This is a genomic window from Streptomyces sp. 1222.5, assembly GCF_900105245.1.
Lineage (GTDB): Bacteria > Actinomycetota > Actinomycetes > Streptomycetales > Streptomycetaceae > Streptomyces > Streptomyces albidocamelliae.
The window spans coordinates 1,550,724-1,568,145 of record NZ_FNSZ01000001.1; the positions used below are offsets into that span (position 1 = coordinate 1,550,724).

General features: G+C 72.0%; 15 protein-coding genes, 1 tRNA gene and 1 pseudogene. 8 read left to right on the plus strand and 9 right to left on the minus strand.

The annotated features are described in order from the left end of the window. Positions 1 to 5: 5 nt before the first annotated feature. Positions 6 to 1,454: an amino acid permease gene (locus BLW57_RS06995; RefSeq protein ID WP_093472951.1), complete on the plus strand. Its 1,449-nt coding sequence runs from the start codon at positions 6 to 8 to the stop codon at positions 1,452 to 1,454. Positions 1,455 to 1,586: 132 nt separating this feature from the next. Here BLW57_RS06995 and BLW57_RS07000 read toward each other — a convergent pair whose 3' ends face one another. Beyond that, on the minus strand, positions 1,587 to 4,268 hold the full coding sequence (locus tag BLW57_RS07000; RefSeq protein WP_256339414.1) for a P-loop NTPase: 2,682 nt from the start codon (positions 4,266 to 4,268) through the stop codon (positions 1,587 to 1,589). Between the two features lie 336 nt (positions 4,269 to 4,604). Here BLW57_RS07000 and BLW57_RS07005 point away from each other — a divergent pair, with 336 nt between their 5' ends. Further along, positions 4,605 to 5,546, plus strand: coding sequence for a macro domain-containing protein (locus BLW57_RS07005; RefSeq protein WP_256339415.1), 942 nt, complete (start codon positions 4,605 to 4,607; stop codon positions 5,544 to 5,546). A 92-nt stretch (positions 5,547 to 5,638) separates the two neighbouring features. Here the strand turns inward: BLW57_RS07005 and BLW57_RS07010 are convergent. Together BLW57_RS07010 and BLW57_RS07015 are read right to left on the minus strand one after the other, a co-directional pair. Continuing rightward, a tRNA-Pro gene (locus BLW57_RS07010) sits at positions 5,639 to 5,712 on the minus strand. A 45-nt stretch (positions 5,713 to 5,757) separates the two neighbouring features. Beyond that, entirely contained in the window at positions 5,758 to 7,185 is a 1,428-nt protein-coding gene (locus BLW57_RS07015; protein WP_093472956.1) for an MFS transporter, read from the minus strand. Positions 7,186 to 7,415: 230 nt separating this feature from the next. Here BLW57_RS07015 and BLW57_RS07020 point away from each other — a divergent pair, with 230 nt between their 5' ends. Continuing rightward, positions 7,416 to 7,994, plus strand: a complete 579-nt coding sequence (locus BLW57_RS07020; RefSeq protein ID WP_093472957.1) for a TetR/AcrR family transcriptional regulator — start codon at positions 7,416 to 7,418, stop codon at positions 7,992 to 7,994. A 46-nt stretch (positions 7,995 to 8,040) separates the two neighbouring features. Here BLW57_RS07020 and BLW57_RS07025 read toward each other — a convergent pair. Beyond that, positions 8,041 to 8,557 (minus strand): annotated as a pseudogene (locus tag BLW57_RS07025) (hypothetical protein). Positions 8,558 to 8,686: 129 nt separating this feature from the next. Here BLW57_RS07025 and BLW57_RS07030 point away from each other — a divergent pair. Continuing rightward, positions 8,687 to 9,031, plus strand: a complete 345-nt coding sequence (locus BLW57_RS07030) for a cupin domain-containing protein (RefSeq protein WP_093472959.1) — start codon at positions 8,687 to 8,689, stop codon at positions 9,029 to 9,031. On the opposite strand, the gene BLW57_RS07035 is transcribed toward BLW57_RS07030, so the two are convergent. After that, complete coding sequence (locus BLW57_RS07035; RefSeq protein WP_093472960.1) at positions 9,021 to 10,028, minus strand: LacI family DNA-binding transcriptional regulator; 1,008 nt, start codon at positions 10,026 to 10,028, stop codon at positions 9,021 to 9,023. The genes BLW57_RS07030 and BLW57_RS07035 overlap by 11 nt on opposite strands. A gap of 143 nt (positions 10,029 to 10,171) precedes the next feature. Here BLW57_RS07035 and BLW57_RS07040 point away from each other — a divergent pair, with 143 nt between their 5' ends. Continuing rightward, entirely contained in the window at positions 10,172 to 11,332 is a 1,161-nt protein-coding gene (locus BLW57_RS07040; RefSeq protein WP_093472962.1) for a Gfo/Idh/MocA family protein, read from the plus strand. Here BLW57_RS07040 and BLW57_RS07045 read toward each other — a convergent pair. Both BLW57_RS07045 and BLW57_RS07050 read right to left on the minus strand, forming a co-directional pair. After that, positions 11,296 to 11,904, minus strand: coding sequence for a poly-gamma-glutamate hydrolase family protein (locus BLW57_RS07045; RefSeq protein ID WP_093472963.1), 609 nt, complete (start codon positions 11,902 to 11,904; stop codon positions 11,296 to 11,298). The genes BLW57_RS07040 and BLW57_RS07045 overlap by 37 nt on opposite strands. Before the next feature lie 10 nt (positions 11,905 to 11,914). Beyond that, on the minus strand, positions 11,915 to 12,946 hold the full coding sequence (locus tag BLW57_RS07050) for a LacI family DNA-binding transcriptional regulator (RefSeq protein ID WP_093472965.1): 1,032 nt from the start codon (positions 12,944 to 12,946) through the stop codon (positions 11,915 to 11,917). A 110-nt stretch (positions 12,947 to 13,056) separates the two neighbouring features. Here BLW57_RS07050 and BLW57_RS07055 point away from each other — a divergent pair, with 110 nt between their 5' ends. The 3 genes from BLW57_RS07055 (at position 13,057) to BLW57_RS07065 (ending at position 16,127) form a co-directional block, all read left to right on the plus strand. Then, complete coding sequence (locus tag BLW57_RS07055; protein WP_093472966.1) at positions 13,057 to 14,223, plus strand: phytanoyl-CoA dioxygenase family protein; 1,167 nt, start codon at positions 13,057 to 13,059, stop codon at positions 14,221 to 14,223. Positions 14,224 to 14,231: 8 nt separating this feature from the next. Next, positions 14,232 to 15,017: an SDR family oxidoreductase gene (locus BLW57_RS07060; RefSeq protein WP_093472968.1), complete on the plus strand. Its 786-nt coding sequence runs from the start codon at positions 14,232 to 14,234 to the stop codon at positions 15,015 to 15,017. A 105-nt stretch (positions 15,018 to 15,122) separates the two neighbouring features. Next, a complete protein-coding gene (locus tag BLW57_RS07065; protein ID WP_093472969.1) occupies positions 15,123 to 16,127 on the plus strand; it encodes a Gfo/Idh/MocA family protein in 1,005 nt (334 codons plus the stop codon). Positions 16,128 to 16,170: 43 nt separating this feature from the next. Here the strand turns inward: BLW57_RS07065 and BLW57_RS07070 are convergent, their stop codons facing one another. Beyond that, positions 16,171 to 16,371, minus strand: a complete 201-nt coding sequence (locus BLW57_RS07070; RefSeq protein ID WP_093472971.1) for a hypothetical protein — start codon at positions 16,369 to 16,371, stop codon at positions 16,171 to 16,173. Positions 16,372 to 16,509: 138 nt separating this feature from the next. After that, positions 16,510 to 17,421 (minus strand): ATP-binding cassette domain-containing protein, encoded by a 912-nt coding sequence (locus tag BLW57_RS07075; RefSeq protein WP_093472972.1) that lies wholly within the window; start codon positions 17,419 to 17,421, stop codon positions 16,510 to 16,512. Position 17,422: the final 1 nt, after the last annotated feature.

The window sequence follows — 17,422 nt, forward strand, 5'->3', positions numbered from 1 at the left end:
CACCCATGCACAGCACCGGAACCGTCTCGGCTCCGGCCTCGACGGAGACCCACGCGGCCCCCGCCGAGGACCCGCACGGCGACACCGGCCGGCACGCCCGCCGGTTCGGCCTGCCCGTCGCCACCGCTCTGGTGATGGGCAACATCATCGGCGGCGGCATCTTCCTGCTCCCCGCCTCCATCGCCCCCTACGGCACGGTCAGCCTGGTCGCCTTCGGCGTCCTCACCGTCGGCGCCGTCGCGCTGGCCCTGGTGTTCGGCCGGCTCGCCGCGCGCGACCCCCGCACCGGCGGCCCGTACGTGTACGCCCGTGAGGCCTTCGGCGACTTCGCCGGCTTCCTCGCCGCGTGGTCGTACTGGATCACCACCTGGGTGTCCAACGCCGCACTCGCCGTCGCCGCCGTCGGCTACCTCGACGTGCTGATCCCGGTGGGCGGCCACGCCTGGACCGCGTGCCTGGCCGCCCTCGCGCTGCAGTGGCTGCCCGCACTCGCCAACTTCGCCGGCACCCGCTACGTCGGCGCCGTGCAGCTGGTGTCCACGGTGCTGAAGTTCGTGCCGCTGCTGCTCGTCGCCGTGGGCGGGCTGTTCTTCTTCGACCCCTCCCGGCTCGGGCCGTTCAACTCCAGCGGGCACGGCGCGATCGGCGCGGTGTCCGCCTCGGCGGCCCTGCTGCTCTTCTCCTACCTCGGCGTGGAGTCGGCCGCCGTCAGCGCGGGCGAGGTCGAGAACGCCCGCCGGAACGTGGGGCGCGCCACCGTCATCGGCACCGCGGGTGCCGCGCTGGTCTACCTGCTGGGCACGCTCTCCGTCTTCGGCACGGTCGCGCACGACCGCCTGGTGAACTCCACGGCGCCGTTCTCGGACGCCGTGAACACGATGTTCGGCGGCACCTGGGGCGGTACGGCGGTCGCGCTGGCCGCGCTGGTCTCGATGACCGGCTGCCTGAACGGCTGGACGCTGCTGAGCGCCCAGACCCCCTACGCCGCCGCCAAGGACGGTCTGTTCCCGGCCGCCTTCGCGCGGCGCAGGCGGGGCGTGCCGACGGTGGGCGTCGGTGTCACGGTCGTCCTGTCCTCCCTGCTCACCGCGTACAACTACCTGTCGGGCTCAGGGAAGGTCTTCGAGGTCCTGGTGCTCGTCACCACATTCACGGCGACCGTGCCGTACCTGCTGGCGACGGCCGCGCAGCTGTTCCACCTCGTGTCCGGCGACCGCCCGGTCGACCGGGGCCGGCTGCTGCGGGACTCCGCGATCACCGCGGTGGCCGCGGTCTTCTCCATCTGGCTGATGGCGGGCGCCGGTTACGCGGCGGTCTACCAGGGCGTGCTGTTCCTGTTCGCCGGCATCCTCGTCTACGCGGTGATGGCGGCCCGCCGCCGTCGCCACGAGACGGCGTCGGCCGGGGCGGGACGCCACGGCGCCGTGCTGGCTCGCTCAGGAAGGGCGTCCTGACGCGCTCCTCGACACAGACATGCGCAGCGCCGCCCATCCTGGGTGCGCAGACGGCCTCCGCCAGGCTACGGAGCCGGTCGGGACGGCAGGACCTGCACCTGTGTCCCCTGCCGACCGAAGGAGGCGGCGGCCTCACCACCCGCCCTTCCTGCGCTCGGCCAGCCTGCGCAGGTCGTCAAACGAGAGCAGCCCCTGGAGCCCCGACGGCAGTGGCAGCCCGGTCTCCGATCTCGCGGCGGCGGCGGCCTTGTCGAGCAGCTGGGCGAGTCGCCCGCACAGCTTGCCCGACGGCAGTTCCCGGATCTCCCCGACTCGGGGTAGCTGGACACCCCGCAGGTACTTGGTCGCTTCGTCCGTACCACGAACGCGTTCCAGGAGGACGTAGCAGATCTCCGGGACCTCGGCTGTCTCCGCCACTTGGGTCTGTCTGTTCACGTCGGCCATCGACTTGGCGAGGCTCACCAGGGCATATCCGGCGCGCGAGGCATCGAGGTTGAAACCAACTCGGTCGTCCAGCGCCAGGGCCGCCAGTCCCGCGGACGTCTGGGCCTGACCGTCGCTCCGCAGGCAGATGGAGTACTCCACGAGGAACCCCCTGATGTGACGCCGGTAGTCCCGGTACTCGTTCAGGTGTGGGGCCAGTCCGCGGCCATAGACGAGAGCCTTGCCCCTGTCCTCCATCCGCATCGCCCGCAGGAGCGAGACTCTCGACTCGAGGACGTCGCCTCCGGTGCCCACGACCGCGCCTTTGGCCGCCCAGACGGCCTCGGGGCCACGGAGGTCGCGGGACAGCAGATAGGCGTCCCGATAGCCCTCCTCATCAGTGGCACCGGCTACGAGCAGGCTTCCACCCGCCTGCCCCACCAGCTCGTACACCTTCTGGGCAGCCCCCTCCTTCTCCAGCGCCGTCACGACGATGGCGGCGATGGACGGGTGCCGACAGTACACACGGTTTCCGGCGATCGTCACCGCCGCCTCCCGGCCGAGGGTCTTGAGGATCTTCCCGTCGGCGAAGACCGTGTCGAGTCCGACCATGGCGGCGATGACGGCCCTGCTGGCCCCCTTGCCCCGGTTGCCGTCCTGGTCGAGCACGTGCTGCATCAGACAGATCCCCGCGAACACGTCGCCCAGGTCCAGGGAGTCCGTCAGCCGCACCTGGCGCAGTTTGCGCAGAAGGTCCTCCACCCGGTCACCGAGGCCCGATCCATGGCGGACGTCGAGCACCGCCCCGAAGAGGGTGTTTCCCTGCTCGGCCATCACGCCCGCCGATCCGATCAGCCGATCCCGGACCTCACTCACTCCGGAGGCGTGGAACGGCAACAGTCCGTTGCGCTCCCACGCCTCGGCGAGGTTCTGGGCGTCCTCACGGGTGATGCCGTGGAAGAGGACGTCCTCGAACGACGGCCGCAGACGCCCAGCCCCCTGCCACCAGAGGCGGTCGTGGCTGGCTAGCAAAAAGGCGATGCCGGACTCCTCGCGGGCCCAGAAGTCCTTCGTGGCGACGAGATCGTCCACGGCCAGGTCCGCCTCGTCGATACAAATCAGTGTCCTCGCCGAGGAACCGGCTTCTTCCAGCCACTCCTCGGTGATGGCGGGCGCGCCCGGCTCCCGCCACAACACCCGCCAATCGGGCCGAGTTTCCGCGACAGTGACGGCCACCTGGCGAACGGCGAGCGATTTACCCTCGCCGAGCGGGCCGATGGCCACCACACCGCGACCACCTCCGGCGTCGAGCGCCCGGTCCACTTCCTCCCTCAGCCGGGTCGTCGCGCTGAGCAGTGGCCACTGCCCCGGATCCGCATCCGCCCACTCCGGCTGACGGCCCTCGACGAACGCCGACGGCTCGTACGAGGAGGAGCGACGGGGATGACGTGGGACACGCGAGTAGCCGAACGGTGCGGCCTCCTCCGATTCGGTCTGCGCGCCGTCGGGGAGGTCATCCGAGAAGAGGGCGTGCCCGTCGACCCCGAGATAGAGGCTGAAGCCCGGTGCCTCGACCAGTTCCTTCAGCGGACCGTCGCCGACGACGACCGCTACGTCGGAGTCGTATGCCGCCCAAAGCACTTGCGCTTGAAGGGAGTCGGCGTCGTGGATGATCCTGCTCCGAAGGCTCCTCATGAAGCCGTCCAGCCAACCGCTGTATCCCACGACCAGCACCACGGAGTCGATCAGGAGCCGCTGGAGGAGCTGGTCCAGCCTGGGGCGCGGCGCGGTGATGCGGGTCGGGGCGTTGCTGGTCGCCGCACCGGTCCAGTGGCCGTGGATGTGGAGGACCGGCTGGTGTACGAACTGGTCCAGCTGCTCGATCGTCGGCGCAGCGTCGGTGGGGACGGGGTACGCCATCGACTCGATACCCTCCCTGCGCAGGGCGATCTCGATCAGCGGATCGAAGTTCGTCGTGATGACAGGGCCGCGCACCCGGCCGTTCAGGTCCGAGAAGAAGCGGGCGAAGCGTTGGTATCCGGTCGGCACCCGCCAGGTTCCGTCCCGTTCGAGGTCCTGGCACTTCTCCCGGTCATTCGCGACCGCGGCCACTTCCTCCGGCCGCACGTCCTCGCAGGCCTGCAGCACGGCCGCGCGGATCGCGCGCATCACGGCGGGCTCGCCCGCCAGCTTCGTCAGCATCGCTGCGGCGTTCTGGTATTTGAGGCCGGGATCGGGTTCTCGGGCGAGGGTCTCGTCGAAGCGGGCCCGGCCGCGCGACGGAATCTGCTCACGGAACATCGTCATCAGTTCCGGGACACCGGGAAGCACAGCGCTGCTGATCCCCGAGCCGAACACCGTGATGAGACGACGGTCAGCTTCCTGCGCCATCACTTCAAGACGAATCCTGAGATCGTCCATATCGCCGATGTCGATAGGATGCATGGGGAAATCAAACCACAAGGACGATCAGGAAAAAGGCACTTGGGGCCGTCCGGAGGGCAGTTGACGGCACAACCGACCGTACATCGTGACCCGCGCTCTGCCACGTACACAGGTGTCGCTCCTGTCTGTCAGGCCGGCCCTGTGCCGCAACAATGTCCGCGCTCGGAGGGAAGGGCTGGGATGGCACCTCTGCACTTGGGCGTCATGGCGGTATTCACCATCTGCGGCATAGCGTTGCAAATCTGGTCTTCACAGCCCCAACGGGCTGGGCGTCATTACGCGTTGCAGCTGCCTGTCGTCCTGTTCTACTCCCTGGCGGCCGCCCTCTTCCTCTTCTCCGTCTTCCCCGATTCCATGACCGAGGGCCGGGCCCTCGGGTTCGGGATCGGGGGCGCGGCGGGCTTCGCCGCCTTCTTCATGCTGGCGAGCTTCACCTGGTTGAGTAGGACCCGTGGAAGGGACGAACTGGCGGGCCGGGTGAAGAAGTTGACGCGAGAGAACGCCGCGCTGCGACGCAGGGTGTCGGCCGGACGGGACAGTGGCGGCCCGCCCCGTGTCCTCAGCGAGTGCACGCGGTACGAACTGCCTCTGCGTGATAGTCGAAGGCACCGAGTGGGCATGGTCACCGGAAACCTCGCCAACGTTCTCGGAACGGACGTCTGGGTCAACCCGGAGAACACCCGCATGGAGATGTCCCGCGTCGACGAACCCACGGTCTCCGCCACGATCCGGTACCACGGCGGTGTCCGTGACGGCGCCGGACACCTGACTCACGACACCATCGGCCTGGAGCTGGCGAAGCATGTGACCGACCGCACCCACGTCGCCGCCGGCCAGGTCCTGGTCACCGGCTCCGGGGAACTGGAGGAGACCCACCAAGTACGGCGCATCGTGCACGTGGCTGCCGTTGAGGGTGAACCGGGCTCCGGTTTCCGCCAGGTGATCGACCTGGAGCGTTGCGTCCGAAACGTTCTCACCGAAGTGGATCGCCTGTCCGCCGAGGGCCCGGCGCTGCGCTCCGTCGTCCTGCCCCTCCTGGGAACTGGCGGCGGCAACAGCGACCTGGAGGCCACGGTGACAAGGCTTCTCTCGGCAACGATCGGCTATTTCCACTCCCACAAGGGCTCACGCATTCGCGTGGTGTACCTCCTGGCCTACACCGATGTACAGGCGGCTCTGTGCAGGGAGGCGCTGGCCGGGGAAGCGGCGCTGGCCGGGGACTGAGATCGCTCGCAGTGCCTGGCCGTTGTCCAAGACGATCGAAGGGTCGCCTCAGATTCCCTCTGAAACGACCCTCGATCTGCGACTTCGTAAAGTCGGGACGACAGGATTTGAACCTGCGACCCCTTGACCCCCAGTCAAGTGCGCTACCAAGCTGCGCCACGTCCCGCCGCGGTCCCACACGGTGTGTCCCGTGTGATCACGCAGGTCAACCCTACCGCACCTGGGCCGGTGCGCGTGTCGACTCGGCAGGCGCGGTGTGCACGGTGCGGCCGGGGCGGCGGACCGGGACGAGGAGGGCGGCGCCGGCCGCGGCCAGCAGCAGGACGGACAGCAGGGCCCAGGCGTGGGTGTAGCCGGACTCGTACGGCAGGCCGGAGGGCTGGAGCCGGCCGGTCACCAGGACGCTGGTGAGCGCGGCGCCGACGGAGCCGCCGATGGTGCGGATGTTGGCGTTCATGCCGGTCGCGGCGCCGGTCTGCTCCGGCGGGACGCTGCCCACCACCAGGTTGGCCATCGAGGCGAAGGCCAGCCCGATACCGAGCCCGAACAGGCCCGCGACGACGGCGATCTGCCACTGCTCGTCGTGCCGGAGGGTGAGCAGGCCGCAGGCCACCGCGCCGAGCGCGGCACCCGCGGTGAGCAGGGCCTTCGCGCCCACGCGAGGCTCCAGGCGGCCGGAGAGGACACCGGAGAGGAACATCGCGACGAGCATCGGCAGCATGAGCAGTCCGGACGCGGTGACGCTCGCGCCGAAGCCGTAGCCTGCCGCGGAGGGCGTCTGGACGAAGCCGGGCAGGAAGGACCAGATCGCGTACATGCCCGCGCCGAAGAGCAGGGCGGCCGTGTTGGTGGTCCACACGGCGGGCAGCCGCATCACGCGCAGGTCGATCAGCGGGCTGCGGGAGCGGGCCTCGGCCGTGAGCCACAGGGCGAACAGCACGACGGCGGCGGTGAACAGGCCGAGCACCTCGGGCGAGCCCCAGCCCCACCGCGTGGCCTGGCTCAGCGGCAGCAGCAGGGCCACCAGCCAGCCGGAGAGCAGACCGGCACCCGCCCAACTGACCTTCCCCTCGGCCCGTTTGGGGGACTCGGGGACGTAGCGCGCGGCGATCAGGACGGTCGCGGCGACGATCGCGACCGGTATCCAGAACAGCCACCGGTAGTCGAGCGCGGAGACGATCGGGCCGGCGGCCACGATGCCGACGCCACCGCCCGCGGCGATCACCGCGGAGAGGTTGCTGATGCTGCCGGGGACCTCGGCGGCGGCGAACTCGTCCCGGATGATGCCGAAGGAGAGCGGGAACAGGGCGCCGCCGACGCCCTGGACGATCCGGGCGACGATGAGGACGCCGATGTTCGGGGCCAGCGCGGCGACGAGACAGCCGGCGAGGACCGTCACCAGGACCGCGACGAGGGTGCGCTTCTTGCCGGCGAGGTCGCCGACCCGGCCGAGGATCGGGGTGAAGACCGAGGCGGACAGCAGGTAGGCCGTCATCACCCAGGTCGCGGTGGACTGTGAGGTGTGCAGGGCGTGCTGGACGGTCGGCAGGGCCGGCGCGATCAGCGACTGGAGCATGGAGAACACGCCGGCACCGGTCGCGAGGACCGCGAAGGTGAGGCGGGTGGACTTGCGGGGCATGAAGGAGCCTCTCCGGAATGCGTGACGCGGAGGGTGCGAAGGTCTGACGGCGGGCCGCGCGGGCCCGTACGGAAGGGGTGCGGCGGGCAGGCGCCGGGACGCGTCCGTCCACGGCGGAGCCACCTCCGCACTGCTAAAGTGGAGGTACCCCTCCACTGTAACGGAGGTACCCCTCCGGTTCAAGATACGGAGGTCGAACTCCGTTTCGAGCCCACCCCCGGGAGGCAGAAGTGACGGCCACGCCGTTCCCCGTCGGCGAGATCGTGGCGACCCGCCGGCCGCACCGCAAGGACGCGGCACGCAACTACGACGCCCTGCTCGCCGCCGCCCGCGAGGCGTTCGCCGAGCACGGCTCGGACGCCTCGCTGGAGGACGTCGCCCGTCGCGCGGGCGTCGGCATCGGCACCCTGTACCGGAACTTCCCCACCCGCCGGGACCTCTTCGAGAGCGTCTACGCGGACGAGGTGAACACCCTGTGCCGGGCCGCTGTCGAACTCGCCGGCGGTGACCCCTGGGAGGCGCTGACCGCCTGGCTGGACCGGTTCGCCGGCTACATGGTCACCAAGCGGGCGGTGCGCGAGGCCCTGAACAACGAATCGGACATCTTCACGGCCTGCCGCGACTCCATGTACGCCGCCGGCGGCCCGCTGCTGGAGCGTGCGCAGCGGGCGGGCGTCGCGCGGACGGACATGGACTTCGGCGATCTGCTCCGGATGGTCGCCGGGATCATGGCGACGGCGTTCGACGACGACGCCCAGCGCGACCGGGTCCTCGCCATCGCCCTGGACGGGGTGCGCACCGGCCGCTGAGCCGGGCGTCCCGGATCCGCTCACGCCGGGCGTGCCCGTCGGTGGCCTACTTGATCAGCGCGTTGGCCACCACCACGATCAGCCCGAGCAGCGCGTCCCCGAGGCCGACGAGTACGGCGCCGGGCCAGCTGCGCGCCGCCCGGCGCGCCGTGACCAGGCCGAGCACGAAAAGGATGAGGATGTTGAGGACGAACGCCGCGTACTCGACGCCGTTGGCGGGCCACCACTTCCACCACGCGCCCGCGAGCAGCAGGACCGTCGGCAGCACGGCCGCCACGAGCGGCCACTCCTCGCGCAGGGCGAGCAGGATGTCCCAGCGGCGGTGGGGGCCCCGCTCGGCGATGTAGTGGGCGTATCCGTGGGCGAGGGCGGAGGCGCACGCGGTCACCAGGACCCAGGCGGCGTCGTAGCCGCGGACCTCGGCGGAGGTGTGCCCGTACTGGGTGAGCGCCGCGACCATCGAGCTGGCGAGGACGGGCGCCGTACACCCCGCCGAACAGGACGATCTCGCGCGTGCCGTGCTGCCGGGACGGTGCCGTGCCGGGCGCCGTGCTGTCGGACATGCTCCCCACGATCACCCGCTCCCCGCCCGCCTGCCAGTCCGCGCGCCCGACGAAGTGTCCTCCGACCAGGCCCGATGCCGCACACACTGTCCACGGCGGCGGGGTGCGGCCGCTCGCTAAGGTCGGCCCATGACGCACAGCTTCGCGCTCCACATCCCCGACGCCGGTCTCGAACCCGACCCCCTCGACCCGGAGCAGATCGTCTCCGGAACCCCGGAGGTGACCGGCAAGGTGGTCTGGGAGTCCCCGGACGGCAGGCAGATCCGCGGGATCTGGCAGATCACCCCCGGCGTGGTCACGGACACCGAGGCGGACGAGCTGTTCGTGGTGATCAGCGGGTCGGCGACGATCGAGGTCGAGGGCGGCCCCACGCTGACGGTGGGCCCGGGCGACATGGCGGTGCTGCGCGCGGGCGACCGTACGACGTGGACCGTGCACGAGACCCTGCGCAAGGCGTACGCGATCAATCTGTGAGGCCGCCGGCCGGCTCCCCGGTCGTGCCCCGGACCTCCAGCGTCGGTACGGCGAGGTGCACGCGCCCCTCACCGTCCGGCCGCTCGAAGCGGTCCAGCAGACAGCGTGCGGCACGCCGGCCCATCTCGTGCGGGGCGGTGTCCACGGTGGTCAGCCAGAGGTGGCGCAGCCGGGAGATGCCGGTGTTGTCGTAGCCGGCCACCGACAGGTCGCGCGGCACCCGCAGGCCCAGTTCCGCGGCCGCCGAGAGCGCGCCGATCGCGGCCATGTCGTTGACGCAGAAGAGCGCCGTCGGCCGGTCGGCGCGGCCGAGCAGCCGGACGGTCCCCCGGTACCCGCCCTCCTCGGTGAGGTCGCCGGGCTCGACGAAGGGCTCGGCGCCGTGGGCCCGCATCGCCGCCTCGAAGCCCCGCCTGCGCAGCGCGCCGACGGCGCCGTGGCCCGCGAGGTGCGCGATCCTGCGGTGGCCGAGGCCGAGCAGATGCTCGGTGGCGAGCCGGGCACCCCGTTCGTCGTCCCCGGCCACGACGTCCACGCCGGGCGCCCGCTGCTCATGGGCGCCCGCCACGACGACGGGCACACGCCGCGCCAGGCTGCCGAGTGCGCCCGCGTCCGGGACCGTGCCGACCACCACCAGCCCGTCGACGCCGAGGTCCAGGAAGGGCTCGGCGAGGTCGTGACCCAGCCGCCGGTTCAGACGGGCGTCGGCGAGGAGCATGTGCAGCCCGGCGGTGTGCAGCAGCGAGTTCAGACCGTCCAGGAGGTCCACGAACCAGGGGTTGCGCAGGTCGTCCAGGAGGACGCCGACCGTGCGGGTACGCCGCTCGCTCAGGCTGCGGGCAGCGGCGTTGGGCCGGTAGCCCAGCTCGTCCACGGCCCGCAGGACGGCGTCCCGCTTCTCGGCGCGCACCGGGCCGGAGCCGCGCAGCACCAGGGAGACCAACGACTTCGACACTCCCGCGCGTTCGGCCACGTCGCGGATCGTCGGAGGTCTCATGGATGGACCGTTCCATGGACCGATCCGGCTGTCAAAGGCCGGCGGGCGGCTCACCGGGGACGCGAGAGACCTGCTTGACAGCCGATCCATGTCCGGACATGGTGACCGGGACAGGAGATGGACCGGTCCAACGAGGGGCTGTCATGGTGGATGCGCTCGGTGTCGCCGTCGTCGGGTTCGGCTGGATGGGCCGGGTGCACACCCAGGCCTACGCCCGGCTCCCGCACCACTACCCCCGGCTTCCGCTGCGCCCGCGGCTGGTCGCGGTCGCCGAGGAGGTACCGGGGCGGGCCGAGGAGGCCGCCGAGCGGTTCGGGTTCGCCTCCGCCACCCGCGACTGGCGCGAGGTGGCCGCCGACCCGCGCGTCCGGGCGGTCAGCATCACCGCGCCGAACTTCCTGCACCGGGAGATCGGCGTGGCGATGGCCGAGGCCGGAAAGCACATCTGGATCGAGAAACCGGTGGGGCTGACCGCCGAGGACGCCCGAGCCGTCGCGGACGCGGTCGCGAAGGCGGGCGTCCAGGGCGCGGTCGGCTTCAACTACCGCAACGCGCCCGCCGTGGAAGCAGCCCGCGACCTGATCGCCACCGGCGGGATCGGCACGGTCACCCACGTGCGCATCCGGCTGTTCAGCGACTACGCGGCCCACCCGGACGGCGCCCTGACCTGGCGGTACGAGCGGGCGCGCGGGGGCAGCGGAGTGCTCGGCGACCTGGCCTCGCACGGCGCCGACCTGGCCCGCTTCCTGCTCGGCGACATCGCCTCCCTCATCGCCGACACCGCGGTCTTCGTCCCCGAGCGGGCGCGGCCGGCCGGTGCCACCGCCGGTCACGCCCTCGCCCCCGGCGGCGAGCGTGGCCCGGTCGAGAACGAGGACTACGTGGGCTGCCTGCTGCGTTTCGCCTCCGGCGCCCGAGGGGTGCTGGAGGCCTGCCGGGTCTCGGTCGGCGAGCAGAACACCTACGGCTTCGAGGTGCACGGCACCCGGGGCGCGGTGTTCTGGGACTTCCGCCGGATGAACGAGCTCCGCACCAGCCTCGGCACCACCTACCAGGACCAGCCGGTCAGCACGGAGTACGTCGGACCGGGCGCCGGCGAGTTCGCCGCGTTCCAGCCGGGCGCGGCCAACGCGATGGGCTACGACGACCTGAAGGTCATCGAGGCGTACCGCTTCGTCCGGTCCGTCGCCGAGGGCACGCCGTACGGCGCCACCGTGGCCGACGCGGTGCACAGTGCGGCCGTGCTGGACGCGATGGCGCGGTCCGTTCAGAGCGGGTCCTGGGTGGACGTCGAAGCGAGCTGAGCGAGCCGCCGGACACCGGCGGCGAGTGCGTCGGCCACCGGCTGCGGGGGCGTGTCGGCCGGTCCGGTGGTCCGGGCCGTGAGCGGCAGTTCCACCTGGACCCCGCCCAGGCGGGTGAGGTTGACCGGGTTCCTGGGATGCAGCCCGCGCAGCGCGGCCGGGATCGCCGCCAGGTCCGCGACCGCCCGGAACCGGGGTGCGAGGACGAGCAGTTCCTCGGCGAGGAGGTGTGCGGCCTCGCGGTTGCCGCCGCCCAGGAAGAGGGTCCGCGGTGCGTGGGACCGCATGTGGCCGTGGAGCGAGACCGTGAGGGCGACCCGGCCCAGGAACTCGCGCAGCAGCGCGCAGTGGTCGACCGCCATACGTGGGGACGGGATGTGCCGGGGCCGCGGCACTCCCGGCTGGGTGAAGACCAGGCTGGTGGCTCCGCAGCGCCGGGCCACCAGGTCCGCCAGCTCGGCCGTGCCCCCCTCGTTGCTGCCGTGCAGCGCGAGCAGCCCGATCGCGCCGCCCGGCACGAGGGTCGCGACCAGCGGTACGCCCTCGATCTCCACGTGTTCGGTCCGGCTCACCCGATCCCCTTCAGTCGTCCCGTCGCGCGGGCGTGTTGTACGGCGTGACGACCTGGATGGCGGTCGGCAGCGCCGGACCGGCCGGGGGCAGCGCGCCGTGCGCGCGCATGACGTGCCGGCAGGCCTCGCGCATGTCCTGGCGCAGGTCGTGGTGGAGGACGGCGGACAGCCGGTGCTCGCGCAGCAGACGGGTGTTGTCGTGGTCGAGGTCGTGGGCGACGAACACCGCGCAGTCGCGGCCGAGATCCGCGAAGGCCCGCAGGGTGGCGTCGTTGCCCCCGCCGATGGAGTACACGGCCCGGATCTCCGCGTCGCGTTCCAGGGCGGCGCGTACGAGGTCGTACTGCGTGGCGTCCAGGCCCTGGCCCTCGGCGATCTCGACCAGGGTCCGCTCCGGGTGCCGGGCCCTCATCACGCTGCGGAAGCCCATCTCCCGCTCCTCCTCGTTGCGGAAGAAGCCGCTGCTGAGGCTGGTGAGGACGTGGCCGGGCCGGTCACCGAGCCACTGGCCCATCAGATAGGCGGCGGTCGCGCCGGCCGCGCGGTCGTCGATGCCGACGTAGGCCAGCCGGCCGCTCGTGGGCAGGTCGGTGACGAGGGTGACGACGGGGATGCCGGCGGCGGTGAGCCGGCCGACGGCCGTGGTGACCTCGGGGACGTCCGGCGCCTTGAGGATCACGCCCTGCGAGCCGCGCCGGGCGATCCGGTCCAGCGTCCCGGCCTGCTCGGCGGCCGGGCCGGTCTCGCGGAAGTGGAAACGGGAGCGCAGCACCGCCGGGTGCAGGGAGGGCAGTTCTGCCTCCAGGGCGGCGCGTACGGCGGTGGTGAACCGCTCCGGTGCCTGCACCACGATGTCGACCATGAAGGTACGGCCGGCCAGCCGGACCTGGGTGCGCTGGCGGTCGAGGTCGGTGATCGCCCGGCGCACCTCCTGCGCGGTGCTCTCGCGCACCCCTCCCCGGCCGTTCAGCACCCGGTCCACCGTGGCCTCGCTCAGGCCCGCCTGTCGCGCGATCTCCCGGATGGGGAACGGGTGTCCCATGGACCGGCTCCTTGAGGGGTTTTTGACGGGTGTCTGCTGGTTGTTCGAGGGGTTTGTACTGACAAGAATGACAGGACCGCGCCGATCCCAGGCCCGAAAGCAGGACGCCGATGTCCCTCAGCTCCGCCCCCGGCCGCGCCCGGCTGTCCGAACAGGACTGCGATCTCGACGCCTTCCGCGCGCTCGTCGGCCGTACGACGCGTCTCGCGGACCATCCGCACGCCTCCTCGGTGACGGAGAACGTCCTCGTCTACGAGGGCGAGCGGCTGCGTACGGCCGGCGACCGGGACGCGCTGCGGGCCGAACTGGTGCGGGCGCTCGCCGACGGTCCCGGGATCGTCGTCGTCCGGGGTGCCTTCCCCGACCCCGCCGTCGTCGACCGGCTCACGGCGGTCTTCGAGGCGCTGATCGCCGGGCAGCGGGCCTCCGGCACGACGGCCGGTGACCACTTCGCGCGGCCGGGCGCCAACGACCGGGTGTGGAACGCGCTGGAGAAGACGGCCCTGTACGACCCGGAGGCGTTCGCCGCGTACTACGCGAACGAGGTGCTGGCCCTCGTCTCGACGGCCTGGCTCGGCCCCGGCTATCAGGTCACCTCACAGGTCAACGTGGTCAACCCGGGCGGCGCCGGCCAGACCGCGCACCGGGACTACCACCTCGGCTTCCTGCCCAACGCGGCGGCGGCCGCCTACCCCGCCCATGTGCACCGCCTCTCCCCGGTGCTCACGCTCCAGGGCGCGGTCGCCCACTGCGACATGCCGGTGGAGTCGGGGCCGACGCGGTACCTGCCGTACTCACAGACGTACGAGCCGGGCTATCTGGCCTGGCGGCTGCCCGCGTTCCAGGAGTACTTCGAGGCGCACCAGGTGCAGCTCCCGCTCGCCAAGGGTGACGCGGCCTTCTTCAACCCGGCGCTCTTCCACGCCGCCGGGACCAACCGGACGGCGGAGGTGCGGCGCACGGCCAACCTCCTCCAGATCTCCTCCGCCTTCGGACGCGCGATGGAGACGGTGGACCGGGTGGCGGTGGCCGGTGCGGTGTTCCCGGTACTGCTGCGGCACCGGTCCCGGGGCGCGGCGCGGGAGTGGCTCGACAACGTCGTCGCGGCGAGCGCCGAGGGCTACCCCTTCCCCACCGACCTCGACAGCGATCCGCCGGTCGACGGGCTGGCCCCGCCGTCGCAGGCGGACCTGCTGCGGCGCGCGGTGCGCGAGGAGTGGACGCCGGAACGGCTGCGCGAGGCACTGCGGGCCGGTGCCGAACGCCGGAAGGGCTGAGGAGAGCCATGGGTCTGAACGGACTTCTCCGGGACAAGGTCGTCCTGGTCAACGGCGGCAGCCAGGGAGTGGGTGCCGCGATCGCGCGGGCCGCCGTCCGGGAGGGGGCCGTGGTGGCGGTGGGCGCGCGCCGGCCCGGACCGGGCGAGGCCCTGGTGGCCGAGTTGACGGCCGCCGGCGGCGAGGCGCGGTACGTGCGGGCCGATCTCGCGGACGCCGGGCAGGCGAAGGCGTCGGTGGCCGAGGTGGTGGCCGCGTACGGCCGGATCGACTGCCTGGTGAACTCGGCGGGGCTGACCTCCCGGGGGACGCTGCTGGACACCACACCGGAGCTGTTCGACGAGCACATCGCGGTCAACCTCCGGGGACCGTTCTTCGCGATGCAGGCCGCGGTCGCCGACATGCTTGCCCGCGAGGCGCCCGGCACGATCGTCAACGTGATCACCTCCTCGGCGCACGGCGGGCAGCCGTTCCTGGCCCCGTACGTGGCCGCCAAGGCCGGCCTGATGGGCCTGACCCGGAACGCCGCGCACGCACACCGCTGGGACCGGATCCGGGTCAACGGCCTGAACATCGGCTGGACGGCGACGGAAGGCGAGGACGCCACCCAGCGCGCCTTCCACGGCGGGGGCGACGACTGGCGGGACCGGGCCGCGGAGCGGCTGCCGATGGGCAGGCTCGGCCGGCCGGACGAGATCGCGGACTTCGTCGTCCTGCTGCTGTCCGACCGGTCGGGCGTGGTCACCGGCTCGGTGATCGACTGGGACCAGAACGTACTCGGCGGGCTGGACTGAGACGTGCCGGCCCGCCCGTCGTCGCGGGGCGGGCCCGACGGACGAAGGGGGCCGGACCGGTCCCCGGCGGCGTACCTCACCCACCAAGAAGGAAGCAGCGAAGCAATGCGTATCGGAATCCTCGGCCTGGGCCGCATCGGCGCCTTCCACGCCGAGACCCTCTCGGAACTGGACGCCGTCGACACGCTCGTCGTCGCCGATCCGTTCGCGGACGCCGCCAAGGCCGCCGCCGAGCGGTTCGGGGCCGAGGTGGCGGACTCGCCGGAGGCACTCCTGGCGGCCGGTGTCGACGGCCTCGTCGTGGCGGCCGCCACGGACGCCCACCCCGCGCTGATCCGCGCCGGTGTCGAGGCGGGCGTGCCGGTCTTCTGCGAGAAACCGGTGGCCCGGACCATGGCCGAGGGCGTCGGGGTACTGGCGGCCGTGCGCGACAGCGGCGTCCCGATCCAGATCGGCTACAACCGCCGCTTCGACGCGGGCTTCGCCGCCGCGCGGGCCGCCGTGCGGGCGGGCGAGCTGGGCACGCTGCACACGGTCCGGTCCACCACCCTGGACCCGGCTCCGCCGCCGGCCGCGTACGTCGCCGCGTCCGGCGGGATCTTCCGGGACTGCTCCGTGCACGACTTCGACATCATCCGCTGGGTGACGGGGCGTGAGGTCACCGAGGTGTACGCGGTCGGCGGCAACCGCGGCGCCGACTACATCGCGGCGGCCGGCGACGCGGACACCGTCGGCGCGGTCCTCACCCTGGACGACGGCACCCTCGCGGTGGTCTCCAACTCCCGTCACAACGGTCGGGGTTACGACGTGCGGATGGAACTCCACGGCTTCCGGGACTCGATCGCCGTGGGCCTGGACGATCAGCTGCCGCTCCGCTCCGTCGAGCCCGGCGTGAGCTTCCCGGCCGGCACCCCGCACGACTTCTTCATGGACCGGTTCACCGACGCCTACCGCGCCGAACTGACCGCGTTCACCGAGGTCGTGGCCGGCACCCGGCCCTCGCCCTGCACGATCGAGGACGCCCTGGAGGCGGGCTGGATCGCCGAGGCCTGCACCCTGTCGCTGCGCGAGCACCGGCCGGTGAGCCTCGCGGAGGTGCGGAAGGGATGAGACCACGGTGCGGCGCCCGGACATCGGGCGCCGCACGCTCGTCTCAACCGCAGTACCGGATCAGCCACTCGTCCGGGTTGTAGGTGTCACGGGCCGGGTCCGGCACGGTCGCGGGCTTCGTCTCGACCGTGTCCTCCGGCCGTATCCGCTCGGGCAGTGTGCCGAAGCGGTGGGCACGCCGGGCCGCCGCGTCGGTGGTGGCCGTGTCCTGGGCGCTCTGCCGGGGCTCGGTGCGCTGCGTCATCTCGTCCTCCCGTCTGCGCGGGCATCCCCCGTCGTCCTTCACAACGCCCGCGTGCCCCCGCTTGGTTCCCGTACGCCTGCCGGCCGAATCCCCTGCGGTTGCGCAGGAACCGCAGGGGATCCGGCCGGCGTGGGCGGGTCAGGACGTGCCGTCGGGGGACGGCGCCACCGGCGCGGTCAGGTCGCCCTCCTCGGGCAGCTCCTCCACGTCGACGCCGCGCACCTGGGCCAGTTCGTGCTTGAGGGCGGCCAGTTCGGCGCCGCCCGCCATGTGGTTGGTCAGCTCCTCCAGGCCGACCTCGTCGCGGTCGGCGGACAGTTCGAGGGTGCCGAGGCGCAGGACGCTGAAGTGGTCGCCGACCATGTAGGCGTGGTGGGGGTTGTGGGTGATGAAGATGACGCCGAGTCCGCGTTCGCGGGAAGCGGCGATGTACTTCAGGACCACGCCGGACTGCTTGACACCCAGGGCGGCCGTCGGCTCGTCCAGGATGAGGACGCGGGCGCCGAAGTAGACGGCGCGGGCGATCGCCACGCTCTGCCGCTGACCGCCGGAGAGGGTGCCGATGGGCTGCTCCAGGTCGTCCAGGACGATGCCCATGTTGCGCAGTTCCTCGTCGGCCGTCCGCTTCATGCGGGCGATGTCGAGGCGGCGTACGGGCCAGGGCCCCCGGGTCATCTCGGAGCCGAGGAAGAAGTTCCGCCACACCGGCATCAGCGGAACGGTGGCCAGGTCCTGGTAGACGGTGGCGATGCCCTGGTCCAGGGCCTCGCGCGGGGAGGTGAACCGCACCGGCGCGCCGTCGACCAGGAACTCGCCCTCGGTGTGCTGGTGCAGGCCTGAGATGATCTTGATGAGGGTGGACTTGCCGGCGCCGTTGTCGCCGAGGACGCAGGTCACCCGGCCCGCGTGCACCTTCAGGTCGACGCCGTGCAGGGCGCGGACGTTGCCGTAGGACTTGCCCGCGCCGCGCAGTTCGACCAGGGGGCCCTCCCCTTCGGGCGGGGCGTCCTTCAGGACGGCGCCGGGGGTTCCGGTTGCGTTGTCAGTCATC